Source organism: Methylobacterium sp. EM32, assembly GCF_040593685.1.
Lineage (GTDB): Bacteria > Pseudomonadota > Alphaproteobacteria > Rhizobiales > Beijerinckiaceae > Methylobacterium.
The window spans coordinates 34610-48716 of record NZ_JBEXZS010000041.1 but is presented as its reverse complement, the minus strand read 5'-3'; the positions used below and the strand labels follow the sequence as shown (position 1 = coordinate 48716).

14 protein-coding genes are annotated in these 14107 nt (G+C 71.0%); 2 read left to right on the top strand and 12 right to left on the bottom strand.

The genetic code is table 11. From position 1 onward, the window contains the following. Positions 1-260 precede the first annotated feature (260 nt). The 8 genes from lpdA to ABZT49_RS06430 form a co-directional block, all read right to left on the bottom strand. Positions 261-1700 (bottom strand): dihydrolipoyl dehydrogenase, encoded by a 1440-nt coding sequence (gene lpdA / locus ABZT49_RS06465; protein ID WP_355284531.1) that lies wholly within the window; start codon positions 1698-1700, stop codon positions 261-263. A gap of 46 nt (positions 1701-1746) precedes the next feature. Next, entirely contained in the window at positions 1747-3192 is a 1446-nt protein-coding gene (locus ABZT49_RS06460) for a pyruvate dehydrogenase complex dihydrolipoamide acetyltransferase (protein WP_355284528.1), read from the bottom strand. 4 nt (positions 3193-3196) lie between these two features. Continuing rightward, positions 3197-3790, bottom strand: a complete 594-nt coding sequence (locus tag ABZT49_RS06455) for a Uma2 family endonuclease (RefSeq protein WP_355284525.1) — start codon at positions 3788-3790, stop codon at positions 3197-3199. Positions 3791-3798: 8 nt separating this feature from the next. Continuing rightward, a complete protein-coding gene (locus ABZT49_RS06450) occupies positions 3799-4083 on the bottom strand; it encodes a DUF5076 domain-containing protein (protein WP_355284522.1) in 285 nt (94 codons plus the stop codon). Positions 4084-4088: 5 nt separating this feature from the next. Then, positions 4089-5540 (bottom strand): pyruvate dehydrogenase complex E1 component subunit beta, encoded by a 1452-nt coding sequence (locus ABZT49_RS06445; protein WP_355284519.1) that lies wholly within the window; start codon positions 5538-5540, stop codon positions 4089-4091. 84 nt (positions 5541-5624) lie between these two features. Then, entirely contained in the window at positions 5625-6668 is a 1044-nt protein-coding gene (gene pdhA / locus ABZT49_RS06440; RefSeq protein WP_093565191.1) for a pyruvate dehydrogenase (acetyl-transferring) E1 component subunit alpha, read from the bottom strand. A 135-nt stretch (positions 6669-6803) separates the two neighbouring features. After that, complete coding sequence (locus tag ABZT49_RS06435; RefSeq protein WP_093565189.1) at positions 6804-7115, bottom strand: septum formation initiator family protein; 312 nt, start codon at positions 7113-7115, stop codon at positions 6804-6806. Between the two features lie 43 nt (positions 7116-7158). Beyond that, entirely contained in the window at positions 7159-8037 is an 879-nt protein-coding gene (locus ABZT49_RS06430) for an AraC family transcriptional regulator (RefSeq protein WP_355284516.1), read from the bottom strand. A 260-nt stretch (positions 8038-8297) separates the two neighbouring features. Between ABZT49_RS06430 and ABZT49_RS06425 the strand changes: the two genes are divergently transcribed. Next, positions 8298-9215 (top strand): EamA family transporter, encoded by a 918-nt coding sequence (locus ABZT49_RS06425; protein ID WP_355284514.1) that lies wholly within the window; start codon positions 8298-8300, stop codon positions 9213-9215. 47 nt (positions 9216-9262) lie between these two features. Here ABZT49_RS06425 and eno read toward each other — a convergent pair whose 3' ends face one another. Beyond that, entirely contained in the window at positions 9263-10543 is a 1281-nt protein-coding gene (gene eno / locus ABZT49_RS06420) for a phosphopyruvate hydratase (protein WP_355284512.1), read from the bottom strand. A gap of 186 nt (positions 10544-10729) precedes the next feature. Between eno and queF the strand changes: the two genes are divergently transcribed. Next, a complete protein-coding gene (gene queF, locus ABZT49_RS06415) occupies positions 10730-11224 on the top strand; it encodes a preQ(1) synthase (RefSeq protein ID WP_355284510.1) in 495 nt (164 codons plus the stop codon). 92 nt (positions 11225-11316) lie between these two features. On the opposite strand, the gene ABZT49_RS06410 is transcribed toward queF, so the two are convergent. The 3 genes from ABZT49_RS06410 to kdsA form a co-directional block, all read right to left on the bottom strand. After that, on the bottom strand, positions 11317-11649 hold the full coding sequence (locus tag ABZT49_RS06410) for a hypothetical protein (protein WP_093565173.1): 333 nt from the start codon (positions 11647-11649) through the stop codon (positions 11317-11319). Between the two features lie 217 nt (positions 11650-11866). Continuing rightward, complete coding sequence (locus ABZT49_RS06405; protein ID WP_355284507.1) at positions 11867-13042, bottom strand: MFS transporter; 1176 nt, start codon at positions 13040-13042, stop codon at positions 11867-11869. Positions 13043-13055: 13 nt separating this feature from the next. Then, entirely contained in the window at positions 13056-13952 is an 897-nt protein-coding gene (gene kdsA, locus ABZT49_RS06400) for a 3-deoxy-8-phosphooctulonate synthase (protein ID WP_355284504.1), read from the bottom strand. Positions 13953-14107: the final 155 nt, after the last annotated feature.

Genomic DNA, 14107 nt, shown 5'->3' with positions numbered 1-14107 from the left:
GGCTCTCAAGCTCTGCAGCGGCCTGCTTGGCAACGTCGATGTGCGGGCGCGGATGGCCATCGCGAAACCCATGCCGAGCGGTCCCATGTGCCACTGCAACCTCGTTAAAGGAGGGGGCTTCGCTGGCACAATTTTGGCACACTGCGCCCACTCGCAGCGTCAGATCGACCCCCTTGGAGGCTTGACCATCAGCCCAATCCGCGCGTAGCTTCAGGCCACTAACAGTCTGTTCCAAGAGGGTTTTCGCGCGTCCTTCCGTCCTACGCGTGGATCACCCGCCCATACGCATCGAGCACGCTCTCGTGCATCATCTCGCTGAGGGTCGGGTGCGGGAAGACCGTGTGCATCAGCTCTTCCTCGGTGGTCTCGAGGTTCATCGCCACGACGTAGCCCTGGATCAGCTCCGTCACCTCGGCCCCGACCATGTGGGCGCCGAGCAGTTGGCCGGTCTTGCGGTCGAAGACCGTCTTCACCAGGCCGTCGGGCTCGCCGAGCGCGATCGCCTTGCCGTTGCCCGCGAAGGGGAAGCGGCCGACCCGCACGTCGAAGCCCTGCTCCTTGGCCTTGGCCTCGGTGAGGCCGACCGAGGCGATCTGCGGCTGGCAGTAGGTGCAGCCCGGGATCTTGCCCTTGTCCATCGGGTGGGTGTGCAGGCCCTTGATCGTCTCGACGCAGATCACGCCCTCGTGCTCGGCCTTGTGGGCCAGCATCGGCGGACCGGCGACGTCGCCGATGGCGTAGATCCCCGGCACGTTGGTGCGCCCGAGCCCGTCGGTGGCGACGATGCCGCGCTCGATCGCGACGCCGAGTTTCTCCAGCCCGAGACCCTCGATGTTGCCGACGACGCCGACCGCGGAGATCATCCTCTCCGCCGTGATCTCCTGCGCCTTGCCGCCCTCGGTCTCGACCGTGGCGGTCACCGTATCGCCGCCCTTCGCGACCTTGGTCACCTTGGCGCCGGTGAGGATCTTGATGCCCTGCTTCTCGAAGCGCTTGCGGGCATGGGCGGCGATCTCGGAATCCTCCACCGGCAGGATCTGCGGCAGCAATTCCACCACCGTCACCTCGGCCCCCATGGTGCGGTAGAACGAGGCGAACTCGATGCCGATCGCGCCCGAGCCCATCACCAGGAGGCTCTTCGGCATCTTGTCCGGCACCATGGCCTCGTAGTAGGTCCAGATCTGGCGTCTGTCCGGCTCGATGCCGGGAATCGCCCGCGGGCGCGCGCCGGTCGCCACGACGATGTGCCTGGCCCCGTAGGTGCCCGCGCCCTTGGCGCCCTTCGGGGCTTCCGCGCGCGTCGTCTCCCGCACCGTGACCCGGCCGGCCTCGTTGCCGTTCGGCGCTGCCTCGATCGCGGCCTCGCCCCAGATCACGTCGACCTTGTTCTTCTTCAGCAGCATGCCGACGCCGCCGTTGAGCCGGCCGGACACGCCGCGCGAGCGCTTGACGATGGCGGCCGTATCGAACCCGACATTCTCCGCCGTCAGGCCGTAATCCTTGGCGTGCTGCATGTAATGGTAGATCTCGGCCGAGCGGAGCAGCGCCTTGGTGGGGATGCAACCCCAGTTGAGGCAGATGCCCCCCAAATGCTCGCGGTCCACCACCGCCGTCTTGAAGCCGAGCTGCGCGGCCCGGATCGCCGCAACGTAACCGCCGGGGCCGGCGCCGATGATGAGGACGTCGTAGGTGTCGGACATTCAGGTCTCCGGCAGTCGATCCGAGAGTGACACGGGGCGGCGGTCCTCAGACCAGCATGCCCATCGGGCTCTCGATCAGCCCGTTGAAGGCGGCGAGCAATTCGGCGCCCAGCGCCCCGTCGACCACCCGGTGGTCGCAGGACAGCGTCACCGTCATCGCCTGCACCACCGCGGGGGCGCCGTTCTTCGCCACCACCCGGGCCTCGCCGGCGCCGACCGCCAGGATGGTGCCGTGGGGCGGGTTGATGACTGCGCCGAACGACTTGATGCCGAACATGCCGAGATTCGACACCGCGGTGGTGCCGCCCTGGTACTCCTCGGGCTTGAGCTTCCTGGTGCGGGCGCGGGCGGCGAGGTCCTTCATCTCGGCCGAGATGGTCGAGAGGGTTTTCTGCTCCGCGCGGCGGATCACCGGCGTGAACAGACCGCCGTCGATCGCCACCGCGACGCCGACATCGGAGTGGCGGAAGCGCAGGATGCGGTCTTCGGCCCAGACGGCATTCGCCGCCGGCACCCGCTGCAGGGCGAGCGCCAGCGCCTTGATGACGAAGTCGTTGACCGAGAGCTTGAAGGCTGGCTTGCCGTCCTTGTCCTTCGTCGCCCCGGCATTGACCTGCTCGCGCAAGGAGAGCAGCGCGTCGAGCTCGACGTCGAGGGAGAGGTAGAAGTGCGGGACGGTCTGCTTCGACTCGACCAGGCGCTTGGCGATGGTCTTGCGCATGCCGTCGAGGGGCACCTCCTCGTAGGAGCCCGGCTCGAACATCCCCATCACCTGCTTGGCCGAGAGACCGGAGGGCGGGGCGGCCGCAGCGGGCGTCCGGGCTTGCGCCGGCTCGGGCTTCGCCGCCGGGGCGGGGGCGTCCTTGGCGGGCTGGGGCGCGGGCTTGGCCGTCCCACCCTCGAGGGCGGCGCGGACATCGCGCTCGATGATCCGCCCGTGCGGGCCCGAGCCCTGCAAAGCGGCGAGGTCGACGCCTTCCTGCTTGGCGATGCGGCGGGCCAGCGGCGAGGCGAACAGGCGGCCGCCGGGGGCCGCCGCTGCCGCGCCGTTCGGCTTGCCGGCGGACGGACCTGTCGACGGCCGCGCGCCTTCCGGCGCGGTGTCGATCCGCTCGTAGGACATCGTACCGCCGCCGGGCGTCTCGTTGCCGGCCGGCGCCTGGGGCTTGCCGGATGCGGGAGCCTCGCCCTTGGCGGGCGCCTCCGCCTTCGGCCCGTCGCCGCCGGCCTGCACGCTGCCCGGATCCTCGCCCTCCTCGGCGATGAGGGCGATGAGGTCGTTGACCGGCACGTCGGCGGTGCCCTCCGGCACCACGATCTTGGCGAGCACGCCCTCGTCGACCGCCTCGACCTCCATCGTCGCCTTGTCGGTCTCGATCTCGGCGAGCACGTCGCCCGACTTGACGGTGTCGCCCTCCTTCTTGAGCCACTTGGCGAGGTTGCCCTTCTCCATGGTCGGCGAGAGGGCGGGCATCAGCACGTTGATCGGCATGGATTCAGGTCTCGGCGGGAGGAGGGGCGGCCGGATCGTCGAAGGGAAACAGATCGTCGAGCGGGAAGGAGACGGCGTCGAAGGGCGGAAGGGCAACCGTTTCGCCGCGCTCGACGGTACCCAGCAGCAGCCAGCGGCCGCCGGTCAGGGCGAAGCCCTCGAGCACGCCGTCCGTGGGATCGAGCAGCCAGAGATGGCCGACACCGGCCTCGGCGTAGATCCGCCGCTTCGGCCCGCGATCGAGGCGAGCCGTGGAGGGGGACAGGATCTCGCAGACCCAGTCCGGTGGGGTCTCGATGTAGGCGGCCTCCGGCTCGGCCGGCAGCCGCTCGCGGCGCCACCCGGCGAGATCGGGAACGACCACGTGCGGCCCGAGATGCAGTTCGGGCTCGATGATGAAGATCCACCCGCCCGGACCGCCGCGGCCGCGCCGGAATGGCGGGGTCAGTTCCGAGGCAAGCTCGACGGCGGCCGCGCCGTGCCGCGGCCGCGGCCTCGGATGCGTCTCCAGCCTGCCGTCGACGATCTCGGCCACGAGGTGGTCCGGCACCGCCTCGAGGTCGGCATAGGTAGCCCAAAGCGGCGCGGCCTCGGCCATCGCGAGCCTCAGTTGAAGCGCTCGGGATCGAGGCTCTCGGCCTCCATCCCGGCGCGGATGCGCGCGAAGGCCTCCTCCTCGGACAGCTCGGTCTCGCGGGCATAGACCACGGCAGCCTGGCGGGCGAGGTCGATGAGGAGCCGGCCCCAGGTCGCCGGGTCCTCAAAGGAGCGGCGCAGCGCGACGCTCACCGCGCCGTCGACCACGGCGGCGCGCAGGACCTCGATGCCGCCCTGCTCCAGGGCGTCGGGGGGTACGTCGAGGGCCTCGAAACGGGGCTCGTCGTCGGTCATGGGGTTCACCGGTAGCAGACGGCCTTGGCCGCCTCGATCACCTCGGCGACGTTCGGCAGGGCGAGCTTCTCCAGGTTCGCGGCATACGGCATCGGCACATCCTTGCCGGTGATGCGCAGGACCGGGGCATCGAGGTAGTCGAAGGCGTCGACCATCAGGCGCGCGGCGATCTCGGCGCCGATGCCGGATTGCGGAAAACCCTCCTCGACGGTGACGCAGCGGCCGGTCTTCTTCACCGATTCGACCACCGTCTGCGAATCCATCGGCCGGATGGTGCGCAGGTCGATCACCTCGGCGTCGATCCCGGCCTCGGCGAGCTCGTGGGCGGCCTTGAGGGCGTAGGTCATGCCGATGCCGAACGAGACGATCGTCACGTCCTTGCCTTCGCGATGCACCTTGGCCTTGCCGATCGGCACCGTGAAGTCGTCGAGCTTCGGCACCGGGAAGGACTGGCCGTAGAGGATCTCGTTCTCGAGGAACACCACCGGGTTCGGGTCGCGGATCGCGCTCTTCAGCAGGCCCTTCGCGTCGGAGGCGGTGTAGGGCATGACCACCTTCAGGCCCGGCACGTTGGAGTACCAAGCGGCGTAGTCGTGGCTGTGCTGGGCGCCGACGCGCGCCGCCGCGCCGTTGGGGCCGCGGAACACGATCGGGCAGCCGAGCTGGCCGCCGGACATGTAGAGGGTCTTGGCTGCCGAGTTGATGATCTGGTCGATCGCCTGCATGGCGAAGTTGAAGGTCATGAACTCGACGATCGGCCGCAGGCCCGTGAACGCCGCGCCGACGCCGACGCCGGCGAAGCCGTGCTCGGTGATCGGGGTGTCGACGACGCGCTTCGCGCCGAATTCCTGCAATAGCCCTTGCGTGATCTTGTAGGCGCCCTGGTACTCGGCGACCTCCTCGCCCATCACGAAGACCTTGTCGTCGCGGCGCATCTCCTCGGCCATCGCGTCGCGCAGGGCCTCGCGGACGGTCTGGGTCACCATCTCGGTGCCCTCGGGGATCTCGGCCATCGCCGGGTCCTGGCCGCGGTTGGTGATCACCGCCGGCGCCGGCGGCTTGCCCACCGGCTTGTCGTCCTCGGTCTTCGCCGCGGGGGCGGGGCGCTCGGCCTGGCCCTCGGCGTGCATGTCGGGGGCGGGCGCCTTCTGGCCCTCTTCCTTATCCTTGCCGTTCGCCTTCGCGCCGCCGGCCTGGACGCCCTTCGGGTCCTCGCCCTCCTCGGCGAGCACCGCGATCGGGGTGTTGACCGCGACGTTGTCGGTGCCGTCGGCGACCAGGATCTTGGCGAGCACGCCCTCGTCGACCGCCTCGACCTCCATGGTGGCCTTGTCGGTCTCGATCTCGGCCAGGATGTCGCCGGCCTTGACCGGGTCGCCCTCCTTCTTGAGCCACTTCGCGAGCTTGCCCTGCTCCATCGTCGGCGAGAGGGCGGGCATCAGGATGTCGGTCGCCATGGGGTACTCTGTCGATCCGGGAGAGGGGCGGGCGCGGGATCGCCGTCCGCGACGCGGACGGCCGGGGACGTCAGGGCCGCGCGGTCAGAGCAGGATGTCGGTCCAGAGCTCGGACGGATCGGGCTCGGGGTCGCTGGTGGCGAACTCCGCCGATTCGTTCACGATCTCCCGCACCTTGGCGTCGACCGCCTTGATCTCGTCCTCCGCCACCTTGTGGGGCCCGAGCAGGCGCTTGCGGACCTGCTCGATCGGGTCGGATTCCTCGCGCATGCGGGCGACCTCGTCCTTGGTCCGGTATTTGGCCGGATCGGACATCGAGTGGCCGCGGTAGCGGTAGGTCTGCATCTCGAGGATGTAGGGGCCCTCGCCGTCGCGGGCATGGGCGATCGCCCGCGTCGCCGCCTCGCGCACGGCGCGGACGTCCATGCCGTCGACCTGCTCGCCCGGGATGCCGAAGGAGACGCCGCGCTTGGAGAAGTCGGTCTGGGCCGAGGCCCGCGAGACCGAGGTGCCCATGGCGTAGCGGTTGTTCTCGATCACGTAGACCACGGGCAGCTTCCACAGCTGCGCCATGTTGAAGCTCTCGTAGACCTGGCCCTGGTTGGCCGCGCCGTCGCCCATATAGGTCAGGCTGACCGCGCCGTCGCCGCGGTACTTGTTGGCAAAGCCGATGCCGGTGCCGAGCGAGACCTGGGCGCCGACGATGCCGTGGCCGCCATAAAAGTTCTTCTCGCGGGAGAACATGTGCATCGAGCCGCCCTTGCCGCGGGAATAGCCTCCCTTGCGGCCGGTGAGCTCAGCCATCACGCCCTTCGGCTCCATGCCGCAGGCCAGCATGTGGCCGTGGTCGCGGTAGCCGGTGATGACCTGATCGCCGTCCTTCGAGGCCATCTGGACCCCGATCACCACGGCCTCCTGGCCGATATAGAGGTGGCAGAAGCCGCCGATCAGGCCCATGCCGTAGAGCTGTCCGGCCTTCTCCTCGAAGCGGCGGATCAGCAGCATCTCGCGATAGGCGTGCAGGTCCTCGTCGCGGCTGAAGGCCGGCACGTTCGAGGCCGCGGGCGGCGGGGCCGCCTTCTCGCGGGTCTTGTCGCTCCCGCGGCGCGCCTCTTTCGCGGCATCCATCGGCACCCTCCCGGCTGCTACCTTTGTGGGAGCGGTTTTAGGGCAGGTGGCGGCGCAAATCGAGCGGTTCGGGGCCGAAAGCCGCTGCCGGGATGAAGTCCGTCGCGGGGATCGGGGCCAGGATCAGGGCAAGAATCAGGGAGTGATGATGACGACGTCGTTGGGATGGACGCGGCCGAGCACGACCCGGGCCCGCTCCTCCAGGAGGTCGCGGTCGATCTGGTCGCTGCGCAAGAGGGCCACACGGCGCTCCCACTCGGTCCGGTCGGCCTTGGTGGCGTCGAGCTCCTGCTGCAGGCCGTAGGCCTGGATCTTCAGGGCTCTCTTCGCCTCAAGGCCGCGGCTTCCGCTCTCGGCCTCGTGCAGGAAGTAGCCGACCACGAGGATCGACACGGCGTAAAGGCCGAGCGGCAACAGGACGGCACGGGCGCGACGACGAACTACCATGCGGGGAAGGATGGGGCGGGAGGGTTAAGGAAGGCTCAAAGCCTCACGAAGCGCCCCGCCACGCCGCGGGCGTGAGGCCGGTCGCCTGGGCGAAGCGGCGGGTGAAATGGCTCTGCGAGGCGAATCCGCAGGCGAGCGCGACCTCGGCGAGGCTCACCCACCGCCCGGACAAATCCCTGGCGAGGAGGTCCTTGGCCCGGGCGATCCGCCGCTCGGTCACGTAGCGGTGCGGCGCCAGGCCGAAGCTCGCCTTGAACATCTTGGCGAAGTGGAAGGTGCTGAGGCCCGCCGCCTCGGCCAGCACCTCCAGGCTCAGCGCCTCGGCGAGCCGCGCCTCGATCAGCTCCGCGACGCGGCGCCGGACGGCGGGCGCGAGGCCGCCCTTCACCGCCCGCTCCGCGCCCGGGCCGGCATGGCGCCGCAGGAGGGCGTGGAGCAGGAGGTGGCAGGCGGCGCCGAGCGCCATCCGGTCGGCGCCCGCCCCCCAGTCGAGGGGCAGCACGGCGCCGCGCACCAGCATCGCGGTGGCGGGATCCTCCGCGAAGGTCAGCTCGCGCAGGGAGATCGTGCGGGGATCGACGTCGAGGGCGCTCACCGCCTGGTAGGCCAGGGTCTCGGGCGCGACGTAGAGATGGACCATCCGCAACGGACCGCCGATCAGCCACCGGCTCTCGTGGCCGGCGGGCAGGAGGCAGAGCTTGTCCGGCCCGCCGCCCGACACGGCGCCGTCCTCGCGCACCACGCCCTCGCCGCCTTCGAGGTAGAGGCTCAGGGTGTGGTGGTCCGGGCGGTCGTAGCGGGCGCGGTTGTCGCGGTTCTGCCACTCGGCCAGCGACAGCCCGCGCCCGATCTCGGCGCTGCGCAGGAGCGCCGCGCCGGTGCGGGAGAGGGCATCGCGGACATCGGGGTTCAGCTCGGTCACGGTCTCGCGCCAGACATCTGCGCCAGGAGGAAGTCGCGGCACGACCCTAGGGGCTGCACGCGGCTCCCCGCAACCGATCGCGGCCGTGACCGCGCGACCGGGTCCGGGACAAGACCCGAGAAAGCCCCAAGAATCGACAAAGCCGCAAGAATCGACAAAGCCCCAAGAATGGACAACGCCGCCGCCGGAACCGGGAAGCCGGCCGGTCCGGGCTCGCCTATCCGGGGCCCTCGCACCAGCCGGATCGGAACCCGACCACCGTGACCGCCTTCCTCTACGCCCTGACCGTGCTCATCTGGGGCACGACCTGGATCGCCATCAAGCACCAGCTCGGTGCCGTCGCCTTCGAGGCGTCGATCGCCTACCGCTTCGCCCTCGCCGGCGCGGTCCTGGCCGCCGGCCTCGCCCTCACCGGGCGGCTCAAGACCATCCCGTGGCGCCACCAGCCCTTCGTGCTCCTGCAGGCGCTGTGCCTGTTCTCCTGCAACTTCGCCTGCTTCTACCTCGCCACGCGCTCGGTCCCGAGCGGGATCGTCTCGGTGGTGTTCTCGGCCGCGACGATCTTCAACGTCGCCAATGCGTACCTGTTTCACCGCCGCCGGCCGGCGCCGCGGGTGCTGGCAGGCGCCGTAATCGGACTTCTCGGCATCGCCTGCCTGTTCCGGGACACGCTCATCGGCACCGCCCTCGACCGGGACACGGCGATCGGCCTCGGCCTGGCGCTGCTCGGAACCTGGTTCTTCTCGGCCGGGAACCTCGTCTCGGCCCGCAACCAGCGCCACGGCCTGCCCGTCGCCACGGTGAACGCCTACGGCATGCTCTACGGCGCGGCTCTCGTGGCGGGGGTCGCCTCCTTACGCGGCGTGCCCTTCGGCTTCGACCCGTCGCCGGCCTACGTGGGGGCGCTCCTCTACCTGGCGATCCCCGGCTCGGTGATCGGCTTCACCGCCTACCTGACGGTGGTGCACCGGATCGGGCCCGAGAAGGCGGCCTACATGACCGTGCTGTTCCCGGTCGTGGCGCTGACGATCTCGGTCTTCGCGGAGGGGTACCGGGTGACGCCGCTGGCAAGCCTCGGCTTCGCCCTGGTGCTCGCCGGCAACGTCGTGGTGTTCGCGCCGCTCCAGGCCCTGCGCGCCCACAGAAAAGGCCGCCCGGAGGCGGCCTGCGACGCGTGATCCTTTCGGCGTTCGGGAGGGGCCGGACGGCCCCTCCGCGACGAGGATCAGCCGACCTTCAGGGCGCCGCGGCCGAGATAGCGGGCCTGCGAGCCGAGGCCCTCCTCGATGCGGATGAGCTGGTTGTACTTGGCCAGTCTGTCCGAGCGGGCGAGCGAGCCGGTCTTGATCTGCCCGCAATTGGTTGCGACGGCGAGGTCGGCGATGGTCGCGTCCTCGGTCTCGCCGGAGCGGTGCGACATCACCGCGGTGTAGCCGGCGCGGTGGGCCATGTCGACGGCGGCCAGGGTCTCGGTGAGCGAGCCGATCTGGTTGACCTTCACCAGGATCGAGTTGGCCGTGCCCTTCGAGATGCCCTCCGACAGGCGCGTCACGTTGGTGACGAACAGGTCGTCGCCGACGAGCTGGCAGCGGTTCCCGACCTTGTCGGTCAGCGCCTTCCAGCCGGCCCAGTCGTCCTCCGACATGCCGTCCTCGATCGACAGGATCGGGTAGGCGTCGACGAGCTTGGCAAGGTAGGCGGCCTGGGCCTCCGGGTCGCGGGTCTGGCCCTCGCCCTCGTAGACGTACGAGCCGTTCTTGAAGAACTCGGTGGCGGCGCAATCGAGGGCGATGACGATGTCGCGGCCGGGCTCGAAGCCGGCGGCGCGGATCGAGTCCATCACGAAGTCGAGGGCGGCTTCCGCCGAGGGGAGGTTGGGGGCGAAGCCGCCCTCGTCGCCGACATTGGTGTTGTGGCCGGCCTTCTTCAGGGCGCCCTTGAGGGTGTGGAACACCTCGGCGCCCCAGCGCACCGCCTCGGCGAGCGAGTCGGCGCCCACCGGCATGATCATGAATTCCTGGAAGTCGATCGGGTTGTCGGCATGCGCGCCGCCGTTGATGATGTTCATCATCGGGACCGGCAGGATCCGGGCCTGGGTGCCGCCGACATAGCGGTAGAGCGGCAGGCCGGAGGCCTCGGCGGCGGCCTTGGCGACGGCGAGCGAGACGCCCAGGATCGCGTTGGCGCCGAGACGCGCCTTGTTCGGCGTGCCGTCGAGCTCGATCATCGCCTCGTCGATGGCGGCCTGCTCCTCGGCGTCCATGCCGCCGATCGCGTCCAGGATCTCGCCGTTGACCGCCTCGACGGCCTTCAGCACGCCCTTGCCGCCGTAGCGGGACTTGTCGCCGTCGCGCAGCTCCACCGCCTCGTGGGCGCCGGTCGAGGCGCCCGACGGCACCGCGGCGCGGCCGAAGGAGCCGTCCTCCAGGAGGACGTCGACCTCGACGGTGGGGTTGCCCCGGCTGTCGAGGATCTGGCGGGCGGCGATGTTGGTGATCGCGGTCATGAGAGGATCTCTCGGGCAGGCTTGCAGGCGTTCGCGCGGCTTATCGGCCAAGATGCCGCCTGCGGCAAGCCGCCCAAGGGTGCGGTGCTGGGGAAGAGCGTCGAGGCCGGGATCGTCCCGCACCGGGACTGACCTGCGCCGGCGCGAGCGGTTTCACGCGGGCCCGCGCGGGTCTATAGGGCGGGCATGACCCAGAACATCACGAACCAAGACGTCACGGATCCGGACATCGCGCGCCACGCCCGGCAGCTCGGTCAGCCCACCGCCCAGCCGCGCACGCCCGACGAGGCTCAGCTCGACCGGGTGCCGAACCCGCATCCGGATACCGATTACTGTGCCCGCTTCACCGCGCCGGAATTCACCTCGCTCTGCCCGGTCACCGGACAGCCCGACTTCGCCATCCTGGTGATCGACTACGTGCCGGACCGGTGGCTGGTCGAGTCGAAGTCGCTGAAGCTCTACCTGCACAGCTTCCGCGATCACGGCGCCTTCCACGAGGATTGCACCGTCGGCATCGGCCGCCGGCTGACCGCTCTGCTGGAACCGCGGTACCTGCGCATCGGCGGCTACTGGTACCCGCGCGGCGGCATCCCGATCGACGTGTTCTGGCAGACCGGCACGCCGCCGGCCTCGGTCTGGCTGCCCGACCAGGGCGTGCCGCCCTACCGGGCCAGGGGCTGACGACCCACTCGGCTGACGACTTCGGCCGACAACGAGAAAGGGCGGCCGGGTCACCCCGGCCGCCCCTCCCGTAGTTAGATGCCGCTTAGATCTCAGTAGCCGTAGCCATACCCGTAGGCCGGGGCCGGGGCGCCGTAATAGCCGTAGCCGTTGCGGCGGGCCGCATCGGCCGCGGCCGCGGCGCCGATCGCGCCGACCGCCGCACCCGCGATGCCGAGGCCGACCGCGGCGCCCGGCGAGATGCCGCGGCGACGCCCGCCATAGGCGTAGGGCCGGCCGGCATAGCCGCGGCCATAGCCGTGGCCGTATCCGCCATGGCCGTAGCCGTGACCGCGCCAGCCCTGGGCCTGGGCCGGGGAGGGGGCGATGGTGGACATCGCGCCTAGGGCGACGGCGAGGGCCGGGATGATCGCCAGCTTGCGCATCGTTGATCTCCTGCTTTCGTTCAAGCCATATGACCCGGATAACCGGCTCGGCCGTGAAGGGTTCCCGCAATCGTCCGGTCCGGGACCGCCCGCATCCGCCGCGCCGGATCGGGTGTCCGATCCTCGCAGCAGGGGGCGTGACTGGCTCTGATCCTGGGGCCGGCCGCCTGAACTCGGGCTGAACTGGCGCCCGGCACCCGACATCCTTCGCCGGCCGTCAGCCGGCGCGGGCCAGCCGGCGGGCGGTGACGAGCCCGAGGACCAGGATCGCGGCGGCACACAGCACGAGCGCCGGCAGCTGCCCGAGGGCCGTGAGGCCGAATCCCAGCACCGCGACGCCGAGGGCCTGGCCGCAGAAGAACGAGAAGGCGTGGAGCGCCACCGCCGAGGCCCGGGCCTCCGGCACCACCTCGGTCACCTGCACCTGGAAGGTGTTGTGCAGCATGTAGAAGCCGAGGCCGAGGGCCACGAGCGCCGCCGCGTCGGTCTGCCAGGCGCCGGCGAAGCCGACGACCGTCAAGGCGGCGCCCGAGACCGCGCCGCCGGCCATCAGCATCCGGGTCTGGCCGAGGAAGCGCAGCAGGAGCCCGACGGTGAGCGAGTAGATCAGGCCCCCGGCGGCGAAGCCCGCCAGCACCAGCCCGGCCTCCTTCGGCCCGCCCTCGCCCCGCGCCTCGATCAGGTGGGCGAGGTGGGGGAAGATGCCGAACACCGCGATCGCCTCGACGAAGACGGCGCAGAACAGCACCCGGGCGCGGGGGTTGCGCAGGATGGTGCGGTAGCGCGCCAGCGCCGGGGCGAGCGCGAAGCGCCCGCTGGCAGCACGCAGGCGCCGGGCGAAGCCGAGGGCGACGCCCGTCAGCCCCGCCGCCCCGACCCCGGCGGCGAGCCAGAACACCCCGCGCCAGCCGATCGCGCCCTCGATCAGCCCGGCGATGGTGGAGCCCGAGAGCTGGCCGAGGATCACCGCGACGAGGAAGCGGCCGATCGCGACCTGGCGCCGCTCCATCGGGATGCGGTCGCCCATCATGGCGAGCGAGAGCGGGATCACCCCGCCGGCCGCGGCGCCCGCGACCATGCGCAGGCCGAACAGGGTACCGATGTCGCCGGTGAACGCGCAGGCCGCGAGCGCCAGGGTCAGCACGAACAGGCAGGCCACCACCACCCGCTCCTTGCCGAGCGCGTCGCCGACCGGCCCGAGGATCGGCTGGATCAGCGCGTAGGGCAGCGCGAAGGCGGTGGAGAGCAAAGCCACGGTGGCGGGCGGGCTCGCGAGGTCGCGGGCGAGCACGCCGACCAGCGGCTCGACCACCCGGCCGGCGAAGGTGCTGGCGAAGCCCCCCGCGGCCAGGACCGCGATCAGGCGGGAGGGCGAGTCGGGTGCGGCCTGCATCGCCGCCGCCCCGTCAGTCGCCGGCCCCGTCCGCGTGTCGGGCTTTGGCGAGGGAGTCCTTGGCGAGCCGGTCGAAGGCCTGGAGCTCGGCCAGCAGCGCCGGCATCTGCCGCAACGGCACCATGTTGGGCCCGTCGGAGGGCGCCGTGTCGGGATCGGGATGGGTCTCGATGAACACGCCCGCGACCCCCACCGCCACCGCGGCCCGGGCCAGCACCGGCACGAACTCGCGCTGGCCGCCGGAGGTGGCGCCCTGGCCGCCGGGCTGCTGCACCGAATGGGTGGCGTCGAACACCACCGGCAGGCCGCCGCTCACCTGCGCCATGATCGGCAGGGCGCGCATGTCCGAGACGAGCGTGTTGTAGCCGAAGGAGGCGCCGCGCTCGGTGAGCAGCACGTTGGGGTTGCCCGCCCCGGTGATCTTGGCCGCGACATGGGCCATGTCCCAGGGGGCGAGGAACTGCCCCTTCTTGACGTTGACCACCCGGCCGGTGGCAGCCGCCGCCAGCAGGAGGTCGGTCTGCCGGCACAGGAAGGCCGGGATCTGCAGCACGTCGACGGCCTGCGCGGCCGCCGCGCAATGGCCGGCCTCGTGCACGTCGGTGACGACCGGCAGCCCCAGGGTCTCGCGGATCTCGGCGAAGATCGGCAAGGCCTGATCGAGGCCGATGCCCCGGCTCGACCCGGCCGAGGTGCGGTTGGCCTTGTCGAACGAGGACTTGAAGACGAGGCCGATCCCGAGGGAGGCCGTCATCTCCTTGAGGGCGACGGCGACCTCGAGGGCGTGGGCGCGGCTCTCCAGGGCGCAGGGGCCGGCGATCAGGCTCAGCGGCAGGTGGTTGCCGAAGCGGACGGAGCCGGCCGCGACGGCGACGGGCGAGGGGGCGGTCGAGGAGGATGGGGTCGGCATGATGCTGCGAGGCGTAGCGGGTTTCGGCGGGCGCGGGAAGGGACCGGGCGGAGCCCCCTCCGGTCCGGGCGGGCCCCGCCCCATGGCGGGGCCCGATTTCCGAGGCGCGTCCCGTGCTGTAAAGCCGGCGGCCGTCGCGTGGATCCGAGGCAGGG

Excerpts from the sequence above, each read along its gene's own strand:
- lpdA (WP_355284531.1), bottom strand. The coding sequence starts at position 1,700 with ATGTCCGACACCTACGACGTCCTCATCATCGGCGCCGGCCCCGGCGGT.
- ABZT49_RS06460 (WP_355284528.1), bottom strand. The coding sequence starts at position 3,192 with ATGCCGATCAACGTGCTGATGCCCGCCCTCTCGCCGACCATGGAGAAG.
- ABZT49_RS06455 (WP_355284525.1), bottom strand. The coding sequence starts at position 3,790 with ATGGCCGAGGCCGCGCCGCTTTGGGCTACCTATGCCGACCTCGAGGCG.
- ABZT49_RS06450 (WP_355284522.1), bottom strand. The coding sequence starts at position 4,083 with ATGACCGACGACGAGCCCCGTTTCGAGGCCCTCGACGTACCCCCCGAC.
- ABZT49_RS06445 (WP_355284519.1), bottom strand. The coding sequence starts at position 5,540 with ATGGCGACCGACATCCTGATGCCCGCCCTCTCGCCGACGATGGAGCAG.
- pdhA (WP_093565191.1), bottom strand. The coding sequence starts at position 6,668 with ATGGATGCCGCGAAAGAGGCGCGCCGCGGGAGCGACAAGACCCGCGAG.
- ABZT49_RS06435 (WP_093565189.1), bottom strand. The coding sequence starts at position 7,115 with ATGGTAGTTCGTCGTCGCGCCCGTGCCGTCCTGTTGCCGCTCGGCCTT.
- eno (WP_355284512.1), bottom strand. The coding sequence starts at position 10,543 with ATGACCGCGATCACCAACATCGCCGCCCGCCAGATCCTCGACAGCCGG.
- queF (WP_355284510.1), top strand. The coding sequence starts at position 10,730 with ATGACCCAGAACATCACGAACCAAGACGTCACGGATCCGGACATCGCG.
- ABZT49_RS06410 (WP_093565173.1), bottom strand. The coding sequence starts at position 11,649 with ATGCGCAAGCTGGCGATCATCCCGGCCCTCGCCGTCGCCCTAGGCGCG.
- ABZT49_RS06405 (WP_355284507.1), bottom strand. The coding sequence starts at position 13,042 with ATGCAGGCCGCACCCGACTCGCCCTCCCGCCTGATCGCGGTCCTGGCC.
- kdsA (WP_355284504.1), bottom strand. The coding sequence starts at position 13,952 with ATGCCGACCCCATCCTCCTCGACCGCCCCCTCGCCCGTCGCCGTCGCG.